Raw genomic sequence first — 21750 nt, 5'->3', positions numbered from 1 at the left:
TTCCCACGGTGGCACCGCATCATGGCAATTTACCGATTGTTCCAAACACAGCTGCGTCATCGCTCAGAAAACGCTTGCGGCGCAAGACCGGCGGGCTAGGGTTTCGGTCATGTTCCTGCGTTTCCTTGTGATCCTGTTTCTGGTTGCGGCCTGTGGCCGCCCCCTGACCGAAACCGAAAAGGACTTTGCCAGTCGCATCCATGGTGACGCGCTTAATCTGGACCGGGTACGGCTGGTTGAAGGCGCGCCGGTGGGCAGCGTCACCTTTAAGCGCAAACCGCGCCCGCGCGTGACCTGCCGCGAGCGTATCCTGCCCCCTGTAAAGGAAGAGATCGTCACCTCGAAACCCGCTGCGGTCGCCCTGTTCAACCATGTGCTGTTCACACGGGACTGGTATCTGGAGGACTATGCGCAGGAATACCCTGATCGCCTCCATCTGGTACAGGCGATGCTATTCGCGCACGAATTGACCCATGTCTGGCAATGGCAAAACCGCCACAAAACTGGCTATCACCCATTGCGTGCAGCGGCAGAGCATGGCCGGACCAATGATCCCTACCTGTTCGATCTGGACGAAACCCCCAATTTTCTGGACTACGGCTTCGAGCAGCAGGGCACCATTGTCGAGGAATATGTCTGCTGCCGCGCTTTGGCGCCCGATGCAGCCCGGACCCAACGCCTGCACAAGATGCTGAGTGCGGCCTTTCCGGTTTCGGATCTGCCCAAGCTGCGGGAGAGCGATGTCTACCTGCCCTGGGACGGCGTCGAGATCGACGGGATCTGCGACTAAACGACTACCGACTGACGTCGGTAGGATCGGCGATGTGGTTTTCGAGGTATTGCAACACGACGTCTTCGGTGATGGCGCCGTTGGTCGTTGAGAAATACCCTCGCCCCCAGAACCGGCGTCCCCAATAGCGCTTGCGGATCGCGGGGAATTCCCGTTGCACCTTGTGGGACGAACGGCCCTTCATCTTGCGCACCAGATCGGAAATGGCAATCTTCGGCGGCGCGGACACGAACATGTGGACGTGGTCACTCGACAGCACACCGCGCAAGATGTCGACCTCGTTCTCCCGACAGACCTGCCGAAGGATGTCGCGCACCCGCAAGCGCAACGCCCCGGTCAACACCTTGTAGCGATACTTCGTCGACCAGACGATATGATAGCGATGATAGAAAACGCAGTGCTTGCCGCTGTCATATTGCATGATCTTACCCTCTGGAAAATGAGCCTTCGACCCGGCTGCGGCTCATTTTCCAGAGGGTAAGATCATTACACGATTCTTTACGCTGAAGCGGGTCCGACTGGAAGTCGGAGGGTTTGCTCCAGAGCGTGGATACTAACCGGGAACCTGAATGCTTTCGAGATAGGCCAGCAGCGCGGCCAGCGGGCGTGGCGTGGGCGTCAGGGTGCCATCCACCTCGACCGGGACCGTGTCGCCCTCCAGCAAGGCGCCGAACTCGGGCATGACGCTGGCCGGGGCCTTGCCCCTGCCATAGCCATCGATCTGGGACAGCACCTGCGCACGGGGCAGCACACCGCCATTTCGCTCAGCGATCCGGGTCAGATCGGGCGCGCGCTGACCATCTGCCAAGGACCCTCCCTTGGCGTCGGAGCCATGACAGGCGGCGCAGTTCTGCACAAACAGCACCCGCCCCTCCTCAGCCTCGGGCATCGCGTTTTCTGTGGCACATGCGGCCAAGGCGAACATCGTGGTTGGGATCAGCACGAACCTGAGCGTCATGGTGTCCAGAACTCCTCTAACTGGGTTGCAATGTCTCAAGATAGGATAACAGATCGACAATCGGCGCGCTTGTGAGAATGGGTTGGCCAGAATGCGTTTTGGTGGCCTTGTCCTCGCCTTCGAAGAAATCGCCATAGACCGGCATCGGGCTGCCATGGCTGACCAGCGGGTCGCGACCATCAATGCGGCGCACCACCCGTTCGGTGGGGAAAACACCATCCGCCTGCAATTGCGTCAGATCTGCCGGTTTTATCATCAGGACACCGGCCATGGGCCCTTGCCCGGTTGCGTCGATCCCGTGGCAGGTCGCACAGTGTTTCATATAAAGCGCCTCGCCATTGGCGACATCCTGTGCCGCAACCGGAAGCGCCAGAACCATCAGCATTGAGATTACGGGTGCTTTCATCTTCTCTCTCCGCAGCCGAATTTGCTTCAGGGAAAGCTTGCCCGCAAGGCTGCGGGGCGCAATGATCCAGATCAACCCCTGACCCGACCCAAGGACCGGACCCGATGACACAATACGCCCTGATCATGCTGGCCGCCGGGATCGGCATTCCGGTTCTTGCCGCATTGAACGCAGCACTTGGCAAGCTCATCGGATCCCCCACGGCTGCGGGAGTGGTCCTGTTTGCGATCGCCTTTGCCGCTTCGGCGCTGATTATGATGCTGTTTCCCGGTCCTCAGGCATTGGCAAAGCTGGGCGGCGCGCCGAAACACCTGTTTCTGGCGGGCTTGTTAGTCGCGTTCTATGTGCTGTCGATCACCCATGTCGCCCCGCATTTCGGGGTCGGCAACGCGGTGTTCTTCGTACTGATCGGTCAGTTGATCTCAGCTGCGGCCATCGACCACTATGGGCTGTTCGGCGCGCAAGTGAGCCCCCTGAACCTGACGCGCACGGCGGGCATCGCGATCATGGCCGTGGGCGTTGCGATCACGCAGCTGGCCTGATCGCGCCCTCCTCCAGCCGCAAAACCCGGTCCATGCGCGCCGCAAGCTCCAGATTGTGCGTGGCGATCAGGGCTGACAATCCGGTACCCGCAACTAGGTCCATCAATGCGCCAAACACCTGATCCGAAGTGCCGGGATCGAGATTGCCCGTCGGCTCATCCGCCAGCAGCAGGCGCGGTGCATTGGCCAGCGCCCGACAGAACGCCACCCGCTGCTGCTCACCGCCCGAAAGCGCTGCGGGCCGGTGATCGGCCCGTTCTGCGACGCCGACCCGTGCCAGCAGCTCCTTCGCGCGCGCTTGCGCCTCCCGCTCTCCGGCTCCGTTCGCCAGTTGCGGCAGGGTAACATTTTCCAGCGCGGTGAACTCGGGCAGCAGATGGTGGAACTGATAGACGAAACCCACGTCGCGCCGCCGCGTCGCGGTGCGCTTGCGATCGCTCCTGCCGGTCATGTCCCGGCCACCGATCCGCACAATCCCCTGATCGGGCGTATCCAGCAGGCCTGCGATATGCAGCAAGGTAGACTTGCCCGCCCCCGATGGGGCCACCAGCGCCACCACTTCGCCGGGCGCAATCTCGAGATCAGCGCCGCGAAGCACCGCCACCTCACCCGGCGTGCCGCGTTTGTAGGATTTGGTCAGCCCCGACAGGCTCAGCACCGGATCACTCATAACGCAACGCCTCAACCGGGTTCATCCGCGCCGCGCGGCGGGCGGGAAAATAGGTGACAAAAAACGACAGGCCCAACGAAAGCCCCACCGCCTTGAGCACATCGGACAGGTGCAGCTCGGCCGGCAAGGCGTAGATGCCCCGGATGGCCGGGTCCCAGACACCGCCGCCCATCGCGTAATTCACGAAGGAGAAGATCGGGTCGATATAGATCGCGAACAGGCAGCCCAGCACCACGCCCAGCGCGGTGCCGATCAGCCCGGTGAAGGCGCCGCAGATGAAGAAGACCCGCAGCACGGACCCCTCGCTTAACCCGATCGTGCGCAGGATGCCGATATCACGCCCCTTGTTCTTGACCAGCATGATCAGCCCGGAAACGATGTTCATCGCCGCGATCAGCACGAGGATCGACAGGATGATGAACATCACGTTGTCCTCGACCTCAAGCGCGCGCAGGAACCCGCCCGAGGCGTCCTGCCAGGTCCAGGCGCGGGCCGCATCCCCGGCCGCCACCAGGATCGGGATCACCACCTTGTCCAGTGCTTCGGGCTCTTCGACCATCACTTCAATTTCGTCCGCTACCCCCTCGCGATTGAAGAAACTTTGCGCCTCGGCGAAAGGCATGTAAACGCGGGTGTTGTCGATATCATAGCGCCCGGCGCTGAAGACATAGACCACCTCATAAGCATTGACCCGAGGCGAGGTGCCAAAGGCCGTCTTGGCCCCGTCGGGCGAGATCAGCTTGACCCGATCGCCAACGCTGGCTCCGATCGTGCGCGCAACGCCCGACCCGATGGCGATCCCCTCGCCAAACCGCGCCAGATCCCCGTAAGAGGCCTCGCCATCCGTGATACCCGGCAGGCTGGCAAGATCCTCGGCAGAGATGCCCAGAACCTGCACCCCGGCATTGCGGCCTTGCTGCGCGATCATCACCTGTCCGCGCACCAGCGGGGCGGCCCGCGTCACGCCCGGCACCTGCGCCACTTTCCCGGCCATGGCGTCATAATCCGGGATGGTCCTGTCCACCCGTCCCTGCGCGTCCATCTCACCCACGCTGTAGACCGTCACATGGGCATTGGCCCCCAGAATGGTGCCCACGAACTCGGACCGAAAACCCGAACGCACGGCCAGCGTGGCGATCAGCGCAAAGACTGCCAGGGTGATCCCGATCAGGCTGATCCAAGTCATCACGCTGACGCCCCCCTCGGCGCGGCGCGCCCTCAGGTAGCGCCAGGCAATCTTCCATTCGAACGGGGCAAAAGGTGCCGGTTGAGAGGCCATTACGGAGTTCCTCGAAACAAAGTCGGCGCAACCTGCGTTGTCAGCCGTCCGGGGTCAAGCGGCGATAGCGCGCATAAGCTGGCAGCCATTTGCCGATGGCCTCAATCCGCCTGCACCGGGCCAGCGCCCGCTCAGGCATCACGATAACGGGGCAGATCGTCGCAAAGCGCGGGCATGTGCGCCTCAAATCCGCGCAAATTGCGCTTGCGCAGGCTACGTCGGATTTCTTTCAATACGCGATAAGCTGCGGGTCCCTTGGCGGCCTTGCTGCTGTCCTGCCGCTCCCGCTGGCTTGTCTCGGGCACCTCTTCGCTATCGGGAGAGATACAGCACATCTGCTGCACGGCCACGGCGGGAAAGAGCTGCAACGGATCAATACCGGCACGGGCGCGAAACACGAAATCATCAAGCGTTTCGCAGTAGCTTTCGCTATCCGCCAGCAAGTGCCGGGCGGCGGCTGAAGACACCGCGTAGCAGGCGGCGCTTGGCACCGGCTCGACGATCGCGCGCAGCTGCCAGCCGTCCACTTCGGTGGCACGCCCATAGCGGCGCGTAGCGTTGAACCCGTCGAGCTTGACCACGCCGAAATGCTGGCCCTCCAGCACCTCCAACACGCGCGGGAACGCGGTGGACACCAGAATGTCATCCTCGCAGACGATACCCACCGTGTCCTCAAGATCGGCGATCCGGCGCCAGGCCGCGCGGTGGCTTTCGAACACCGCCTGCTCAGAGCGTTTTAACTCCCACCGGTCCCGCCAGCTATGGGGGGTATAGCCCGGCGCTTCGAAGCCCGGGTCACGTGCGTCGATGGCGCTGATCCGGTTCAGGTGGTGGTCGAGCCCCACCTTGGCGAATTCCGCCTGGATCGCGGAAAACCTTTCTGGCGAACGGTCGAGGTTGATGACGAATATCTGCATGATCAGCCCTGCAAATAATCCCATTTGCGCCAGGGCTGCATCCGCCTGCGCAAGGTGATCTTCAGACTGTGCAGGGCCGCCCGCCGCATCGTTTCATTGCCCTTGGCCCCCCGCAAGGCTGCCCGGCACATCGAGATCGGCAATTGCCCTGTTCGATACCAGTTCAGCGTTTCTTCACCGTCGATCTTGCCACACCCCGCCATCTGGCCAAAGTAGCGGCTCCACACCTCGGCGTAATCCTTGGCGACACCCAGGATATTTGCCGAAACCCCGCGCGCGCTGAATTTGGACACCGGCAGTTTTGTGCCCGCGCCGGAATATCCTTCCATCAGCATGCGAAAAACAAAATCGTAATCCGACGCCACACGATAGGACAGGTCATGCCCGCCAAGCGCCAGAAACACGTCGCGCCGTACCAGCATCGAGTTGTGGCAGAACGGCATCCGCTGCAGGAAGGCCGACAGGTTCGTGCGGCTGTGGTTCTTGGTGCTGCCATCCTCAAGGGTCTGCAGCGTGCCACCATAGACAAAATCGGGCTGTTCGGCCCGCACCAATGTGGCTAATTCACCTAAGATGTCGGTACTCGCGAGCGAGTCGTCGGAGTTCAGGAAGATCACATACTCACCGCTGGCCAAGGCGACCGCTTTGTTCATCGCATCATAAAGCCCGGCATCCGTATCGCTTTGATAAATGATGGGAATCGCCGTCGCATCGGCACAATTCTCTGCCTGCCACTCTTCAAGCAGGGCCTGGGTGCCATCTGTTGACGCCCCGTCCCAGATCACATGCTCCACCGCACGAAAGCTCTGGGCCTGCACGCAATCTAGCGCCGCGCGCATCGTCTCGCGGCGTCCGGCCTCAATGAGGTTTCGGGTAACCGTGATCACCGATATCAGCGGTTTGGACATAGCGGACCGCCGGTCACAGCCAGGTGTGAAACGGCCTGCCTGCCATCGGCTCGGGGTGTTCCTCGGTGCCGCCGCGATGCGGAGCGTAGATGCGGGCCACCTTCTTGACCGCCTCTTCGGGGCTCAGCTCTTCGCTTTCGCCCGTGCGGCGGCTGGTCAGTTCGACTACGCCGTTCTTCAGCCCGCGCGGGCCCACGGTGATCCGCCAGGGCAGGCCGATCAGGTCCATGGTGGCGAACTTGCCCCCTGCCCGCTCGTTGCGATCATCATAAAGCGGCTCTAGCCCCAGCGCGGCCAGCGCCTTGTAGAGCGCCTCGCAGGCGGCATCCGCCTCATCGTCGCCCTGTTTCAGATTGACGATCCCGCAATGGAACGGCGTCACACCTTCGGGCCAGATGATGCCGTTATCATCATGGCTGGCCTCAATGATGGCACCAACCAGACGGCTGACGCCGATGCCGTGGCTGCCCATATGCACCGGGACTGGCTTGCCATCGGGGCCTTGCACCGTGGCACCCATCGGCTCGGAATATTTGGTGCCGAAATAGAAAATTTGCCCCACCTCGATCCCGCGCGCCACGCGGCGGCGTTCTTCGGGGACCTGATCGAACAGGGCCGCATCATGGGTTTCGTCGGTGCGCGCGTATTTGCTGGTGAACTCTTCGAGGATTGCCTGGCATTGCGCCTTGTCATCATAGTCGATCTCACGATCGCCGAAGGTCAGATCGGTGACCGCGCTGTCATAGAACACCTCGGATTCGCCCGTCTCGGCCAGCACCAGAAACTCATGCGTGTCGTCACCGCCGATGGGGCCGGAATCGGCGCGCATCGGGATCGCCTGCAAACCCATCCGCTCATAGGTGCGCAGATAGCTGACCAGATGGCGGTTATAGGCGTGCAGCGCGTCTTCTTTGGTCAGGTCGAAGTTATAGCCGTCCTTCATGTAGAATTCACGCCCCCGCATCACGCCGAAACGCGGGCGGATTTCATCGCGGAACTTCCACTGAATCTGGTAGAGCGTCAGCGGCAGGTCCTTGTAGCTGCTGACATGGCTGCGGAAGATATCGGTGACCAGTTCCTCGGCGGTGGGCGTGAACAGCATGTCCCGGTCATGCCGGTCCTTCATGCGCAGCATTTCCTGGCCATACGCCTCATACCGTCCGCTTTCACGCCACAGATCGGCCGATTGCATCACCGGCATCTGGATCGGGATGTGACCCGCGCGAATCTGTTCTTCATGCACGATGTTTTCGATCTTGCGCAGCACCTTGAAGCCCAGCGGCAGCCACGAATAGATCCCTGCAGTGGCCTGCTTGATCATGCCAGCGCGCAGCATCAGCCGGTGACTTACGATCTGGGCCTCGGACGGGTTTTCCTTGAGAACAGGCAAAAAGTAACGGCTGAGGCGCATGGTTTGACCCTGAAGGTAAAGTTTGAGTTGACCCGTGATTATGCCAAAGCCCCGGCGGGGGCAATCCGAACCTGTTCCGCCGGGCGACCTCCGATGCGTCGCAATGGGGATTGACCAACCGCCCGGCAATCCCGAACTCTGGCGCGAAGCACAGAGGGCGGAGGACAGGATGGCCGACACGATTAGCGAACCGGCGCGCGAGATTCCGGTTGTGCATCGCACCGAGGTTCTGGTTGTGGGCTCCGGTCCCGGTGGCCTTGCTGCCGCCCTTGCCGCCGCGCGCGCAGGCGCCGAGGTGACTTTGCTGGAACGGTTTGGCTGTTTCGGCGGCAACATCACCGCCGTGGGTGTCGAGGGCTTCGCCTGGTACCGACATGAAAAGACCGTCGAAGCGGGCGGCATCGGCTGGGAATTCGAGCAGCGCGCCAAGGAGATGGGCGCAGCGGTGCCGGAAACGCAATCGCTCAGCTACGAGTTGGACAGCGAAGGCTTCAAGCTGGTGGCTGACAAGCTGGTAGAGGAGGCGGGCATACACCCGATGATGCACCGGCAATTCGTGGCACCGATCATGGACGGCAATCGAGTCACCGGCGTCATCGTGGAATCAAAGGCGGGGCGCGAGGCCATTCTCGCCCGTATCGTCATTGATGCCACCGGCGATGCGGATGTGGCGCATCGCGCAGGTGCGCCGACCTATAAGACCGAACGCGAGCAGATGATGGCGGCCTCGGTCATGTTCCATCTGGCCGGGGTCGACAAACGCACCTTCATGGAGGGGATCAAATCCGACCCGCAAACCTACAAGGACTGGGGCGGCAGCGGTGAATGGGTGATCGAGACCAGCGGCAAAGAGGACGACATGTTCTCGCCCTTCATCAAGAAGCCCTTTGATCAGGCGATCAAAGAGGGGCTGATCCCTGCCCATCTGAACACCATCGCCGGAACCTGGGGCGCGTTGCACGATACTGGTGAACTGACTTACATGAATCTGATCCATCTCGACGAAGTGGACGGCACCGACCCCGACAGCCTGACGTTGGGAGAGATCGAGGGGCGGCGGCAATCGATGCTGGCGATCGAGGCGCTGCGCCGTTTCATGCCGGGCTGCGAAAACGCGCGGCTGCGCAATTTCGGCATGACCATCGGCGTGCGCGACACCCGCAAGATCGACGCCGCCTATAACATGACCGAAAGTGATGTGCGCCACGAGGGCCGGTTCGAGGATACGATCGGCATCTATCCCGAATTCATTGACGGCTACGGCATTCTCATCCTGCCCACCACCGGGCGCTATATGCAGATCCCCTATCGCTCCCTGCTGCCCAAAGGAATCAGCGGATTGCTGGTTGCGGGCCGGTCAACCGGTGGCGACCGGATCGCGCATGCGGCCACCCGCAACATGTCCTGCTGCGCCGTTGCCGGGCAAGGCGCAGGCGTGGCGGCGGCCTTGTCGCTGAAAAGCAACCGCGCGCTGGACGCAATCGACCTGAGCGCCGTCCAAGCCGAACTAAGGCGGCAGGGGGTGCGAACACACTAAGCAGCGCGGACCTTTCCCAAGGGCCAGGATACCGTTGCGAAACACGGAACACCCTCTTGATCGCCAGCGCCCCATGGGCGATGAGTGTGGCCAGCGCAGAGAGGTCCTATGTCACTCCCAGTTGCAACTCAGCTTCGGTATTGGGGCATCGCTGCGGCGGTGTTCGTTCTGGTCATGTGGGCCCTGGGCGATGTGCTTTTGCCCTTTGTCATCGGCGCGGCCATCGCCTATTTCCTTGATCCCGTCGCAGACCGGCTTGAAAAGCTGGGCCTGTCGCGCATTGCGGCGACGGCGCTGATCACCGCGGTGTCGATCCTGCTTTTTGTCGTGCTGCTGTTGTTGGTGGTACCGGCCCTGATCACTCAGTTGGCCGATCTGATCAATATCCTGCCGCAGCTGTATCAAGATATGCGCAGCTTTGTGCACGAGAAGTTTCCATCCCTGCTGGACCGCAATTCCAATGTACATCAGATCCTTACGTCAGTCGGTGACGCGATAAAGTCTAAATCCGGTGAGCTGTTGCAAACGATCCTCGGGTCGGCGGCCTCGGCATTCAACATCGTGGTTTTGCTGATCGTTACGCCGGTCGTCGCCGTCTATCTGTTGCTCGACTGGGACCGGATGATTGCGCGTATCGATCAACTGCTGCCCCGTGAACATGTCGCGGTCATTCGTCGGCTCGCGGGTGAGATCGATGCCGTGCTGGCCTCGTTCGTGCGGGGCATGGGGACCGTCTGCCTGATCCTTGGCAGCTATTATGCCATCGCGTTGATGCTCGTCGGGCTTCAATTTGGTCTCGTGGTCGGCGCCATCGCCGGGCTGGTCACGTTCATTCCCTATCTAGGTGCATTGATCGGCGGTGCGCTGGCGATCGGTCTGGCCCTTTTTCAGTTCTGGGGCGATTGGGTCTCGGTCGGATTGGTCGCAACGATCTTTGCCATCGGCCAGATGGTCGAGGGCAACTTTCTTACGCCCAAGCTTGTCGGCAGTTCGGTTGGCCTGCATCCGGTCTGGCTGCTGCTGGCCCTGTCGGTGTTCGGCGCGCTGTTCGGGTTTGTCGGGATGCTGATCGCTGTTCCGATTGCAGCCGCATTGGGCGTGTTGGCACGGTTTGGCACGGCACAATATATGGTCAGCAGGCTTTATGGCAGTCAGCAGAATGAACAGGACGCCCCGTAAATGGCCGAACAGCTCAGCTTCGAGTTGCCATCAAAAACCGCGCGCGGGCGCGAAGATTTCTTCGTGTCCCCCTCCAACGCCATGGCGGTTGCGTTGCTCTCAGCCTCGACATGGCCGGGCGGCAAGCTGGTGCTGACCGGCCCGGAGGGGTCGGGCAAGACCCATCTGGTCCATGTCTGGGCTGCCGAGACCGGCGCGCGAATCGTATCGGCCACTACGCTGACGTCGCAAGACTTGTTGCAGCTCTCCGACAGCCCCCTCGCAGTCGAGGATGTGCCACGGATCGCCACGGACACCGCCGCGCAGGACGCAATGTTTCACCTGCACAACCTGACATTGGCAAATGGTCACCCGTTGCTGATTACGGGTCGCGCCGCGCCGCCCTTCTGGGCGCTGTCTCTGCCGGATCTGCAAAGCCGGGTGCAGGGCGCGCAGCATGTCGCGCTTGAGCCGCCTGATGACGAGTTGCTGGGGGCGGTGATCGCCAAGCTGTTTTTCGACCGCCAGCTCAACCCGCGCCCCGATCTGATCCGCTATCTGGTGCGACATATGGACCGCCGGTTCGATGCGGCCGCCCGTATGGTTGAGCGACTTGACCATATCGCGCTGACCGAAAAGCGCGAAATCACCCGCGCGCTGGCCGCAAGGCTGATGGCGGACGACGCCGATCTGGCCACTGCAGGGAATTGACCCGTGCGACGTGGCCCTGCATCCTCTGAACAGCGATAGGCACGATATGGACCAGCACACACACAGAGCCCCGGATTGGGGAGAGTTCGGCAGCCCGCTGTTCAATGACCCCGGCGCGCGCGCGCTGTCGCGTGTCGGCGTGGTCGATGTCGGCTCGAACTCTGTCCGGCTGGTGATCTTTGACGGGGCCGCGCGCTCGCCGGCCTATTTCTACAACGAAAAACTCATGTGCGGGTTGGGGGCCGGGCTGTCCGAGACCGGGTTGCTCAACCCCAAGGGCCGCGAGCGGGCGCTGGCCGCGCTGCACCGGTTCCAGCATCTGGCCGAGGGGCTGGACCTGCCGCCCCTGCGCGTCGTGGCCACCGCCGCCGTACGCGAGGCCAAGGACGGGCCGGCGTTCTGCGCCGAGGTCAAGAAAAAGACCGGGCTGACCATTCAGGTGATCGACGGCGATGAAGAGGCACGGCTTTCGGCGCAGGGCGTGTTGCTGGGCTGGCCGGGCGCCTATGGCCTGATCTGCGATATCGGCGGCTCGTCGATGGAACTGGCCGAGATATCGGATGGTCAGGTCGGCAAGCGCCTAACCTCTCCGCTGGGTCCGTTGAAGCTGCGCGACATCTCTGGCGGCAGGCGCGGGCGCAAAGCCCAAATCAAGAAAGTCATGGAAGACCTGCGCGACCAATTGGGTCCGCAACGCGACCGGCTGTTTCTTGTCGGCGGCAGCTGGCGGGCGATTGCACGTCTGGACATGCTGCGCCGGGGCTATCCGCTAGCGGTGCTGCACGAATACCGGATGACGGCCTCGGACATCCGCAAGACGGTGAAGTTCATCGAAGCAGGCGACGCCGAAGACCTGCGCAGCGCCGCGGGCGTGTCCGGCTCGCGCATGGCGCTGGTACCTTATGCCATGGACGTGCTGACCCGCCTGATCCGCACCTTCAAGCCCAAGGACATCGCCGTGTCCAGCTATGGCATCCGCGAAGGGTTGCTCTATGAACAAATGTCGCAGAAATTGCGCGACCGCGATCCGCTGATCGAGGCCTGCCGCTTTGCCGAAGCCAAGGATGCCCGCCTGCCGGAATTTGGCAAGCAGCTCTTTGACTTCGTCATGCCGCTGTTCAAATCACAACCTGCCCATGTCAAACGCCTGGTCAAGGCGGCCTGCCTGCTGCATGACGTCAGCTGGCGCGCGCATCCCGACTACCGGGCCGAGGTCTGTTTCGACTATGTCACCCGCGCCAATCTGGGCGGCTTGAAACACTCCGAACGGGTCTTTCTGGGCCTTGCCTTGCAGCATCGCTATCGGAACAAACGCGAAGGCAACCGGTTCGAACCGCTCTATGAGTTGCTGGACGAGAAGGGCCAGAAACAGGCCGAGATTCTGGGCAAGGCGATGCGCTTTGGCGCAATGATGTGGATGCGCGAGGATGCCAAGATCGGCAAGCTGAACTGGTTTCCGAAAAAGCGCGTGCTGGAATTGCGCATGCCCGCCTCGGCCCGCCCGCTGTTCAGCGAGATCGCCGAAGCGCGGCTGAAATCGCTCAGCTCTGCGCTTGAGGCCGAAACCAAAATGCTGATCCGCGGCTGATCCCGCGTTTCAGATTTCGGTGCCTTCGAGGTTCGGTTCCGCATCCTGTCCGGGCGTCTCGGGTACCGGGTCAGGGCTCGGCTCGGGCTTGCGGCGAATGATGATATCGCCATTGGGCAGGATTTCGGGCATCTCATAGACGCTCCAATCCTTCACCTCCTGTGCCATATCGGCAAAGGCGGGTCCCATTTCCTCGAAGAAGCTCAGCATCGAGGGGCCAAACTCATCGGCAAGCCCCAGAAGGTTTTGCAGCATCGGGTCCATTTCCTGACGCAGGCCAAACAGGAACAGCTCCGCCCCCTGCTCCATCAGCGACCGCCCCTCGTCATCTTGAGCGGAAACCGGTGCGGCAAGGCCAGCAGTCAGAGCAATGGCAAGCAAGATACGCATAGGGTGAGTATAGGCGCGGTTGGCTGTGTGTTCAAAGGTCATATCTCGATATCCAATGTGACCGGGAAATGATCGGAGGCGGTCAGCAACGCATCCCGCAGCTCTGGCACAGACCAGCAATCGACATCGTCAAACGGGTGCCAGATGCGCCACGCAGGCTGCCGCGCCCGCAATCCGGGTGTGACCATGATGTAATCCAGCAATGCCCGCAGATAGCGCCCTTGGTCGGCCAGATGGAAGCGCGCTGTCGTCGGCACGGCACCGGGCCGAAGCTGCCGCGCCTGATCCGCATGCGGATCATAAAGCCCCGCAGCCAGCAAAATTTCGACCGAAGACCGTCCAAACAGATGTTCGTACTCATCAAGCCCCGGCCCGTCATTCAGATCACCCAGCAGGATCACCTCCTGCCCCGCCGTCACATGTGCCTCGACCCGTGTGGCCAACCAGATCGCCTGCGCCAGTTGCTTGCGTCGGTTGGCGATCGAGGTACGGATCACTTCATCGCGGGTTTCCGCCCCGTGCGGCGCCTTGGATTTAAGATGCGCGCCAATCATGCGCAATTGCGTGCCAGCCGCAGTCTCGACCGCCAATTCCAGTGGGGGTTTGGAGAAACGTACCAGATCCTCGGTCGCGTCGATATCCAGATCGATGCGAAAGACCCCGTCAAAACGCGGCGCAGCGCCGCTGCCTTTCTTGCCGGTCTCTTCCCCCTGCGGATCATGCCGGGCGCGCAGCTGTGCGGGGTCATAAAGCAGCGCAATTTCCTGCTGGGTGTCATTGGCAAAACCGATCAACGCCTTCTTCGTGCGCAGGTCGAAGGCGGCGGCAAACCCCTCAAGCGCCGCAACGGTGCTTTGCCTGCGACCGGTATCGGGGGCCTCGACCACCATCACCGCATCAGCGTCCATGGCAGTCAGAACCTTGGCGATTGCCTCACCCTGCTGCGCGCGGGTCACGCCATAGCGGCCAGAGCGTTCATCATCCAGTTGCAGCTTGTCTTCATCGTCAAACAGCGTGGCGAACCATTCGATGTTGTAGGTTGCCAGCCGCATGGCTCAGGCCGCGGCCTGGTTGATCTCGTCCCAGGCACGGTTGATATCGATCATCCGCTTTTCGGCCAGCTTCACCGCCTCTTCCGGCACCCCGCGCGCCATCATGGCATCGGGATGGGTGTCGCGCACCAATTGCCGCCAGACCTTGCGAATATCTTCACGAGGCATATCCGGTGCCACACCCAGAACCGTATAGGGGTCTTTGGGGGCATCCGGCACAAACCGCGCCCGCAAGGCGCGAAACTGCTGCTCGGTCTGGCCGAAGATACCGCTGACCTCTTTCAGGAACTCGTTTTCATTGGGGTGATAAAACCCGTCCGCCATCGCGATATGGAAAAGCCCCTCCATCAGATCGCAAAGCGTTGTCGAATCCTCTTCGAACATGCGTTTGATCTTGCGGGCATAGTCCTGATACCCGGCCACATCATTGCGGGCGAGGTCAAAGACCCGCGCCGCGCCCTCTTCATCCTCGGGCGCGATCTGGAACACGTCGCGAAAGGCGGTGACCTCGTCGCGGGTCACCCGGCCATCGGCTTTAGCCATCTTGGCCCCAAGCGCCACAACCGCAATGGCAAAAGCCACCGACCGCTCGGGCGGGGTGCGCAGACGTTCGAACACGTCCGACAGGCTTTCGCCCTTGGCCAGCGCGCTCAGCGCTTCGGATATTCTGGTCCAGAGTGACATGGCTATAGCCTACTGCGGATTTCTGACACTGTCAGGTAAGGGTTTCAGCATCAGCCGCAAGAATTTTCTGCATCAGCACCAGATCCAGCCACTGATCCCATTTGCGGCCCACCTGCGGCATGCGCCCGACCTCCTCAAACCCGAGCGCCTTGTGAAACCCCACCGCACCCGGATTGGCGCTGCTGATGCCAGCGACCAGCACATGGACATCGTCTTCGGCAGCGATGCCCTCAAGCCGGATCATCAACCCCCGCCCGATCCCGCGCCCATGGGCAGCAGGGGCGAGCAGGATCGAGTGCTCCTTGGTGTGGCGATAGCCGGGACCGTCCCGGAAGGGCTTGTACGTGGCATAGCCCAGAACCGCGCCCGCCTCTTCGGCAATCAGAAAACGACGCCCATCCTGCCTGATCTGCTCCGCCACCCTTCCGGGGCTGCGCTCTTCAACTGTGAAGGTCGTCAGCGAACCGCGCACCATGTCATTGACCAGCGCCGAAACCGCGGGCGCATCTGCTGCCGCTGCCGGCCGGATGATCATTGCAGTACCCGTTGCCCCGTGGGCGTGGCGAACGCAGCCACCATACCGATCGCGCCGATCTCGACCGAGATCCGGTCATCGGCCAGCACCCGCCCCAATGCCGCGCGTAAATCATCGCCGTGCGGATGGCTGATCGTCAGCCGTTTGAGCGCACAACCGGACGAGGCGAAACTGTCGCCCGGCATCCGCCCCATCCACTGCAGAACCGACGGGAACATGCCGCCAAAGGGCAGGATACCGTCCTTGGGCACCGTCATCCTCCAGCGCAAATCGCCGCGATCCAACTCGACAATCCTTTGCGACGGTTCAGGCAGCAGCGAAAGCTCTGAGGCCAGATCCTCGGACCGGATGATCCAGTTGGCCAGCTGCGCGGGTCCGGTGAACCGGTCCAGATCCATCCAGCGCGGCCGCTCCTGCGGCTCCACCCCCGGCTCAATGGCAATTGCCTCAAGATAAAGCCCGCCTTCCAGACCCATCAGCCGGTTATGAGTGCCATAGCGCGCATGCTTCCCGCCGGGGCCAAGCGCGACACCCAGCGAGGTCTCGACATGCTCTACGGCCTCTTCAAGGCTCGTTCCCAAAACTGCCAGATGATCCAGACGCATGAAAGGTCCTCCCGTCCGTCAGGCTACAGCGCCACGACCTGCGCGCAATGAAAAAGGGGCGCTGATGCGCCCCCTGCTCTGGCTTGGAATTTGCTCGGCGCATTGCGCCCTCTGTCTCAGTTCCGCGCTGCGGCGATCAGTTTCAGGATATCCTGCGCCGCCTCGGGGATGTTGGTGCCGGGCCCAAAGATCGCCTTGACCCCGTGATCATAAAGGAACTGGTAATCCTGCTGCGGGATCACCCCGCCGCAGATCACGATGATGTCCTCGGCACCCGCCGTCTTCAGGGCCTCGACCAGTTGCGGCGCCAGCGTCTTGTGACCCGCAGCCTGGGACGAGATGCCCACCACATGCACGTCATTGTCCACCGCGTCCTGCGCTGCCTCTTCGGGTGTTTGGAACAGGGGCCCGACATCCACGTCGAACCCGATATCGGCAAAGGCGGTGGCGATCACCTTGGCGCCCCGGTCATGACCATCCTGACCCATCTTGACCACCAGCATGCGCGGGCGGCGGCCTTCGGCCTCGGCGAAATCCTCGATGGATTTCTGGATCGCGGCGAAGCCTTCATCGCCCTCATAGGCCGCGCCATAGACACCGGCGAGCGTTTTCACCTCGGCGCGGTGACGGCCGAATTCCTTTTCCATCGCCATGCTGATCTCTCCCACGGATGCACGCGCCCGCGCGGCCTCTACCGCTGCGGCAAGCAGATTTCCACCTTCCCGCGATACGCGGGTCAACTCGTCCAATGCGGCCACGCAGGCCGCGTCATCGCGCGTGGTGCGGATGCGTTCCAGCCGCGCGATCTGGGCGTCACGCACCGCCATGTTGTCGACATCGAGAATATCGATCGGGTCTTCCTGTTCCTTGCGGTATTTGTTGACCCCGACGATCACCTCTTCGCCCCGGTCGATCATCGCCTGACGGCGCGCCGCCGACTCCTCGATGCGCAGCTTGGGCATGCCCGAGGCGACGGCCTTGGTCATGCCACCCATCTCTTCGACTTCTTCCATCAGGGCCCAGGCTTTTTCGATCAACTCATTGGTGAGGCTCTCGATGTAGTAGGACCCCGCCAAGGGATCGACCACATCGGTGACACCGGTCTCTTCCTGCAGCACAAGTTGCGTGTTGCGCGCGATGCGGGCCGAGAAGTCAGTGGGCAGGGCAATCGCCTCATCCAGCGCGTTCGTGTGCAGCGACTGGGTTCCGCCCAGAACCGCGCTCATCGCCTCATAGGCGGTGCGGATCACATTGTTATAGGGGTCCTGTTCCTGCAGCGATACGCCGGAGGTCTGGCAATGGGTGCGCAGCATCTTGGAGCGTTCGGATTTCGCGCCAAACTCGGTCATTACCCGGTGCCAGAGCGTGCGCGCGGCGCGCAGCTTGGCGATCTCCATGAAGAAGTTCATGCCAATGGCAAAGAAGAAGCTCAGACGCCCGGCAAATTTGTCCACATCCATCCCGGCCTCGGTCGCGGCACGTACATATTCGCGCCCGTCCGCCAGCGTATAGGCCAGTTCCTGCACCAGGTTCGCCCCGGCCTCCTGCATGTGATAACCCGAAATCGAGATCGAGTTGAATTTCGGCATCTCGTTTGACGTGTATTCGATGATATCCGAGATGATCCGCATTGAGGGTTCGGGCGGGTAGATATAGGTGTTGCGCACCATGAACTCTTTCAGAATGTCATTCTGAATGGTGCCCGCCAGCAGCGACTTGTCATGGCCTTGCTCTTCACCAGCAACGATGAAGCTGGCCAGAACCGGGATCACCGCGCCGTTCATCGTCATCGAGACCGAGACCTTGTCCAGCGGAATGCCGTCGAAAAGGATCTTCATGTCCTCAACCGAGTCGATGGCCACACCGGCCTTGCCCACATCACCCACCACGCGGGCGTGGTCGCTGTCATAGCCCCGGTGGGTGGCCAGATCGAAGGCCACCGAAACACCTTGCTGACCGGCCGCCAGATTGCGGCGGTAGAAGGCGTTCGATTCCTCAGCCGTCGAGAACCCGGCATATTGACGGATGGTCCAAGGGCGGCCGGCATACATCGTCGCCTTCACACCGCGCGTGAACGGGCCAAAGCCGGGCAGAGTGCCCATATGATCAAGCTCGGCCGTATCCTCGGCGGTATAGAGCGGTTTGACCTCAATCCCCTCAAGCGTTTCGCGGTTCAGGTCATCCAGCGCGCGGCCACGCAGTTCTTTCTCGGCCAGCGCCCGCCAATCTGCGGTCGTCGTCATCTCGGGGTCCTCTCGTCTTGTCGGAGAATGGCAAAGCAGGCTTTGCCGGAAGTCTCTTGCGCTGCTATGCGCAACATTTTGGTGAACGGGTGCAATTCGGCGGTCGCATTCCGCGCCAGCGCGTCTATATTCAATCCAAAGGGAGAGAGTATGAAACGCACGCTCGCGCTTGTTTTTGCGACACTAATTCCCTTCGCGGCAGCCGCGACGGATGGGTCCGAGCCTAAAGAAGCCGGAATGATCCGTACGGCGGATGATGGCGATCTGAGCGAATTTTTGTGGACAAACCGACCCATCGTGGTCTTTGCCGACACCGAGGCCGATCCGCGGTTCCAGCAGCAGATCGACATGCTGATGGCAGAAGAAGGCATGCTGACGGATCGCGATGTGGTGGTTCTGACCGATACCGACCCGGCCAACCCGTCCGAGCTGCGCAAAAAGCTGCGCCCGCGCGGGTTCCAACTGGTCATCATCGGCAAGGATGGCGGCGTGCGTCTGCGAAAACCCTTTCCATGGAGCGTGCGCGAAATCAGCCGGTCCATCGACAAGATGCCGCTGCGCCAGCGCGAGCTGCGCGAACAGCGGGGGCTCAACTGACCCCGCTGCCGATCTGATTTCACATTCACCACTGTCACGGTGCCGCCTTTCCCGGTGGGTTCCGGATCACTCGAACTCGATGATCACGTCATCCACAGCCAGACTGTCGCCGGGGCCTGCGTTGATCTTGGCCACCACGCCCTTCTTCTCGGCGCGCAGGATGTTTTCCATCTTCATCGCCTCGATGGTGCAGAGCGCCTGCCCCTCCTGCACTTCCTGACCCAGTTCGACATCGACCTTCACGATCAGGCCGGGCATCGGGCAGAGCAGCATTTTCGAGGTATCGGGGGGCAGTTTTTCCGGCATCAGGCGGGCCAGTTCGGCCTGACGCGGGGTGCGTACATGCACTTTCATATCCGCGCCCCGGTTGCGGACGCGGAACCCGCCCGAGACCTTGCCGACCTTCAGCACCAGCGGGCTGCCATCCACTTCGAGAACCGCCAACTGATCGCCCGGCGTCCAGTCCGACGTGACGCGCAGCTTGCTGCCATCCTCGAACTTGACGGTCGAGCCTTCGCGGTCGGCCTTGACCTTGACCGCAAACTCCTGGCCCTGCAGCGCCACGTTCCAGCGTTTGCCGATCTTGCGCTCGTGGTTGTCCATCCGGCCCGACACGCGGGTGCGGCGAATCTCGGCCACCCGGTGCATGGCAGCACAAGAGGCCGCGATCCGGCGCAGATCCTCTTCGGGCAGCGTGACCCCTTCGAACCCGTCGGGATATTCCTCGGCAATGAAGGCCGTGGTCATGTCGCCCGAGACAAATTTCGGGTGATCCATCACCGCGCTCAGGAAGGGCAAGTTGTGACCGATGCCTTCGACCTCGAAACTGTCGAGCGCGACGCGCATCGCCTCGATCGCGGCCTCACGGGTCGGTGCCCAGGTGCAGAGCTTGGCGATCATAGGGTCGTAATACATACTGATCTCGCCGCCTTCATAGACTCCGGTATCGTTGCGCACGGCAACCTCGCCCTCGGGCGCGTCACCCTGCCATTTGTCGTTGACCAGCAGCGGGCCCGAGGCAACCTCCTGCGGCGGGCGATAGCGGGTCAGCCGCCCGATCGAGGGCAGGAATCCGCGATAGGGATCTTCGGCGTAAAGACGGTTTTCAATCGCCCAACCGGTCAGCGTGACATCGTCCTGAGTGATGCTCAGCGGCTCGCCATTGGCAACGCGGATCATCTGTTCAACCAGATCGACACCGGTGATCAGCTCGGTCACCGGGTGTTCAACCTGCAGACGGGTGTTCATTTCCAGAAAGTAGAAATTCTTGTCACCATCAACGATGAATTCCACCGTACCGGCGCTGGCATAGCCCACCGCCTTGGCCAGAGCCACGGCCTGCTCGCCCATCGCCTTGCGGGTCTCGGGGTCAAGGAACGGGCTGGGCGCCTCTTCCACCACTTTCTGGTTGCGGCGCTGGATCGAGCATTCGCGCTCGCCCAGATAGATGCCGTTGCCATGGGTGTCACACAGCACCTGAATCTCGATATGGCGCGGCTGGGTGACGAATTTCTCGATGAAGATCCGGTCATCGCCAAAGGAACTGGCGGCCTCGTTCTTGGAGGACTGGAAGCCCTCGCGCGCCTCGTCATCGTTCCAGGCAATCCGCATCCCCTTGCCGCCACCCCCGGCAGAGGCCTTGATCATCACCGGATAGCCGATCTCGTTGGAGATTTTCACCGCCTCTTCGGCATCCTCGATCAGCCCCATATAGCCGGGCACGGTCGAGACATTAGCCTCCTGCGCGATCTTCTTAGAGGTGATCTTGTCACCCATGCTTTCGATCGCACCAACGGGCGGGCCAACAAAGGCAACACCTTCGGCCTCAAGCGCCTCGGCGAATTTGGCGTTTTCCGACAGGAAGCCATAGCCCGGATGTACCGCCTGCGCGCCGCTGGAACGGATCGCCTCCATCACCTTGTCGATCACGATATAGGACTGGTTGGCGGGCGGCGGGCCGATATGCACCGCCTCATCGGCCATCTTCACATGCAGCGCCTGCTTGTCGGCATCCGAATAGATGGCGACGGTCGCGATGCCCATCTTGCGGGCGGTCTTGATGACCCGGCAGGCGATTTCACCCCGGTTGGCGATCAGGATCTTGTTGAACATGGGCAGTCCTTTGTCTTGTAATTCCGCAGACGCAAAACGCCGCCCCCGTCCTTTCGGACCAGAGCGGCGAATCGCATGAGTTCAGACGACCCGGAACGGGGTCGTGTATGTAATGTGGTCAGACCCGCGGTGCGATCAGCACTTGCCGGGGTTTTCCTCGCAGTAGATGACGTTTGCCGCCGCACCGACGGCTGCACCGGCAACCACGTTGGTGTCGAGGATGGCCGAGCCCGCAGCGCCTGCCGCGCCGCCATAGAGTACCCGCTCGGTGGTGTTGTCGCCGCAGGCCGACAGACCTGCACAGACCGCCAGGGCCAATACGATCTTGTTCGTGTACATGCTGCTCTTCCTTCTTTTTCGTAGGATTTATGCGCGCAGTCATGCAGCCGCAGCCCGGTCACGGGCAAGTCAATTCGGGTTGAAGCGGATGCCTGCGCAAATCCCCGCCGACCCGCACGCGCAGCACTAGGCGAAAAAAAGGCGGGCAGATTGAAGGGGGGAACATCAATCTGCCCGCACAGAGAAGGGGTACGGAATAGATGGTTTGCAGGTGACGCAGGCAATGCGTAGCCACCCACAGTTGAGAGATTGCCCGACAGTTCGCGGCGCGCCAAGCACGGCAAGCTCGAAGGCTCACTTTGAGCCACTTTCTGCCGA

The 21750-nt window shown here is 61.8% G+C and carries 23 protein-coding genes; 7 read left to right on the top strand and 16 right to left on the bottom strand.

What is annotated here, in order from left to right; all coding sequences use genetic code 11:
- Nucleotides 1-109: 109 nt before the first annotated feature.
- Nucleotides 110-790, top strand: coding sequence for a hypothetical protein (locus AB1E34_RS18060; protein WP_372573713.1), 681 nt, complete (start codon nucleotides 110-112; stop codon nucleotides 788-790).
- Nucleotides 791-794: 4 nt separating this feature from the next.
- Here the strand turns inward: AB1E34_RS18060 and tnpA are convergent, their stop codons facing one another.
- The 3 genes from tnpA to AB1E34_RS18045 all read right to left on the bottom strand — a co-directional run bounded on the left by tnpA (nucleotide 795) and on the right by AB1E34_RS18045 (nucleotide 2154).
- On the bottom strand, nucleotides 795-1211 hold the full coding sequence (gene tnpA / locus AB1E34_RS18055) for an IS200/IS605 family transposase (RefSeq protein ID WP_372572594.1): 417 nt from the start codon (nucleotides 1209-1211) through the stop codon (nucleotides 795-797).
- Nucleotides 1212-1343: 132 nt separating this feature from the next.
- Nucleotides 1344-1748 carry a c-type cytochrome gene (locus tag AB1E34_RS18050; protein ID WP_372573712.1) on the bottom strand — a complete coding sequence of 135 codons (405 nt, stop codon included), beginning with the start codon at nucleotides 1746-1748 and terminating at the stop codon, nucleotides 1344-1346.
- Nucleotides 1749-1764: 16 nt separating this feature from the next.
- Nucleotides 1765-2154 carry a c-type cytochrome gene (locus AB1E34_RS18045; RefSeq protein WP_372573711.1) on the bottom strand — a complete coding sequence of 130 codons (390 nt, stop codon included), beginning with the start codon at nucleotides 2152-2154 and terminating at the stop codon, nucleotides 1765-1767.
- Between the two features lie 104 nt (nucleotides 2155-2258).
- Here AB1E34_RS18045 and AB1E34_RS18040 point away from each other — a divergent pair, with 104 nt between their 5' ends.
- A complete protein-coding gene (locus AB1E34_RS18040; RefSeq protein WP_372573710.1) occupies nucleotides 2259-2696 on the top strand; it encodes a DMT family transporter in 438 nt (145 codons plus the stop codon).
- Here the strand turns inward: AB1E34_RS18040 and AB1E34_RS18035 are convergent.
- The 5 genes from AB1E34_RS18035 to proS form a co-directional block, all read right to left on the bottom strand.
- Nucleotides 2680-3366, bottom strand: a complete 687-nt coding sequence (locus AB1E34_RS18035) for an ABC transporter ATP-binding protein (RefSeq protein ID WP_372573709.1) — start codon at nucleotides 3364-3366, stop codon at nucleotides 2680-2682. The genes AB1E34_RS18040 and AB1E34_RS18035 overlap by 17 nt on opposite strands.
- A complete protein-coding gene (locus tag AB1E34_RS18030) occupies nucleotides 3359-4645 on the bottom strand; it encodes a lipoprotein-releasing ABC transporter permease subunit (protein WP_372573708.1) in 1287 nt (428 codons plus the stop codon). Before AB1E34_RS18030 ends, AB1E34_RS18035 begins: the two co-directional genes overlap by 8 nt.
- A gap of 131 nt (nucleotides 4646-4776) precedes the next feature.
- Complete coding sequence (locus AB1E34_RS18025) at nucleotides 4777-5586, bottom strand: glycosyltransferase family 25 protein (RefSeq protein WP_372573707.1); 810 nt, start codon at nucleotides 5584-5586, stop codon at nucleotides 4777-4779.
- Complete coding sequence (locus tag AB1E34_RS18020) at nucleotides 5565-6470, bottom strand: glycosyltransferase family 2 protein (protein WP_372573706.1); 906 nt, start codon at nucleotides 6468-6470, stop codon at nucleotides 5565-5567. Before AB1E34_RS18020 ends, AB1E34_RS18025 begins: the two co-directional genes overlap by 22 nt.
- 13 nt (nucleotides 6471-6483) lie before the next feature.
- Complete coding sequence (proS, locus tag AB1E34_RS18015; RefSeq protein WP_372573705.1) at nucleotides 6484-7881, bottom strand: proline--tRNA ligase; 1398 nt, start codon at nucleotides 7879-7881, stop codon at nucleotides 6484-6486.
- 169 nt (nucleotides 7882-8050) lie between these two features.
- Between proS and AB1E34_RS18010 the strand changes: the two genes are divergently transcribed.
- The 4 genes from AB1E34_RS18010 (at nucleotide 8051) to AB1E34_RS17995 (ending at nucleotide 12875) form a co-directional block, all read left to right on the top strand.
- Nucleotides 8051-9418 (top strand): FAD-dependent oxidoreductase, encoded by a 1368-nt coding sequence (locus AB1E34_RS18010; RefSeq protein ID WP_372573704.1) that lies wholly within the window; start codon nucleotides 8051-8053, stop codon nucleotides 9416-9418.
- Between the two features lie 108 nt (nucleotides 9419-9526).
- Nucleotides 9527-10597, top strand: coding sequence for an AI-2E family transporter (locus AB1E34_RS18005; protein ID WP_372573703.1), 1071 nt, complete (start codon nucleotides 9527-9529; stop codon nucleotides 10595-10597).
- Nucleotides 10598-11287 (top strand): P-loop NTPase family protein, encoded by a 690-nt coding sequence (locus tag AB1E34_RS18000; protein ID WP_372573702.1) that lies wholly within the window; start codon nucleotides 10598-10600, stop codon nucleotides 11285-11287. It begins immediately after the preceding gene.
- Between the two features lie 46 nt (nucleotides 11288-11333).
- Nucleotides 11334-12875 (top strand): Ppx/GppA phosphatase family protein, encoded by a 1542-nt coding sequence (locus AB1E34_RS17995; protein WP_372573701.1) that lies wholly within the window; start codon nucleotides 11334-11336, stop codon nucleotides 12873-12875.
- Nucleotides 12876-12884: 9 nt separating this feature from the next.
- On the opposite strand, the gene AB1E34_RS17990 is transcribed toward AB1E34_RS17995, so the two are convergent.
- From AB1E34_RS17990 to scpA, 6 genes are all read right to left on the bottom strand, one after another.
- Nucleotides 12885-13265 carry a hypothetical protein gene (locus AB1E34_RS17990; RefSeq protein WP_372573700.1) on the bottom strand — a complete coding sequence of 127 codons (381 nt, stop codon included), beginning with the start codon at nucleotides 13263-13265 and terminating at the stop codon, nucleotides 12885-12887.
- Nucleotides 13266-13303: 38 nt separating this feature from the next.
- Entirely contained in the window at nucleotides 13304-14317 is a 1014-nt protein-coding gene (locus AB1E34_RS17985) for an endonuclease/exonuclease/phosphatase family protein (protein ID WP_372573699.1), read from the bottom strand.
- 3 nt (nucleotides 14318-14320) lie between these two features.
- On the bottom strand, nucleotides 14321-15001 hold the full coding sequence (locus AB1E34_RS17980; protein WP_372573698.1) for a TerB family tellurite resistance protein: 681 nt from the start codon (nucleotides 14999-15001) through the stop codon (nucleotides 14321-14323).
- 31 nt (nucleotides 15002-15032) lie between these two features.
- Nucleotides 15033-15536 (bottom strand): GNAT family N-acetyltransferase, encoded by a 504-nt coding sequence (locus AB1E34_RS17975; RefSeq protein ID WP_372573697.1) that lies wholly within the window; start codon nucleotides 15534-15536, stop codon nucleotides 15033-15035.
- On the bottom strand, nucleotides 15533-16141 hold the full coding sequence (locus AB1E34_RS17970; protein ID WP_372573696.1) for a VOC family protein: 609 nt from the start codon (nucleotides 16139-16141) through the stop codon (nucleotides 15533-15535). Before AB1E34_RS17970 ends, AB1E34_RS17975 begins: the two co-directional genes overlap by 4 nt.
- A 116-nt stretch (nucleotides 16142-16257) precedes the next feature.
- Nucleotides 16258-18384, bottom strand: coding sequence for a methylmalonyl-CoA mutase (scpA, locus tag AB1E34_RS17965; protein WP_372573695.1), 2127 nt, complete (start codon nucleotides 18382-18384; stop codon nucleotides 16258-16260).
- Between the two features lie 150 nt (nucleotides 18385-18534).
- Between scpA and AB1E34_RS17960 the strand changes: the two genes are divergently transcribed.
- Nucleotides 18535-18981 (top strand): DUF4174 domain-containing protein, encoded by a 447-nt coding sequence (locus AB1E34_RS17960; RefSeq protein WP_372573694.1) that lies wholly within the window; start codon nucleotides 18535-18537, stop codon nucleotides 18979-18981.
- 66 nt (nucleotides 18982-19047) lie between these two features.
- Here the strand turns inward: AB1E34_RS17960 and AB1E34_RS17955 are convergent, their stop codons facing one another.
- Nucleotides 19048-21093 (bottom strand): ATP-binding protein, encoded by a 2046-nt coding sequence (locus AB1E34_RS17955; RefSeq protein ID WP_372573693.1) that lies wholly within the window; start codon nucleotides 21091-21093, stop codon nucleotides 19048-19050.
- Between the two features lie 135 nt (nucleotides 21094-21228).
- A complete protein-coding gene (locus AB1E34_RS17950) occupies nucleotides 21229-21432 on the bottom strand; it encodes a hypothetical protein (RefSeq protein ID WP_372573692.1) in 204 nt (67 codons plus the stop codon).
- Between the last annotated feature and the right edge of the window lie 318 nt (nucleotides 21433-21750).

The organism is Ruegeria jejuensis, assembly GCF_041537905.1.
GTDB lineage: Bacteria > Pseudomonadota > Alphaproteobacteria > Rhodobacterales > Rhodobacteraceae > Ruegeria_C.
This window is presented reverse-complemented; position numbering and strand designations above follow the sequence as displayed.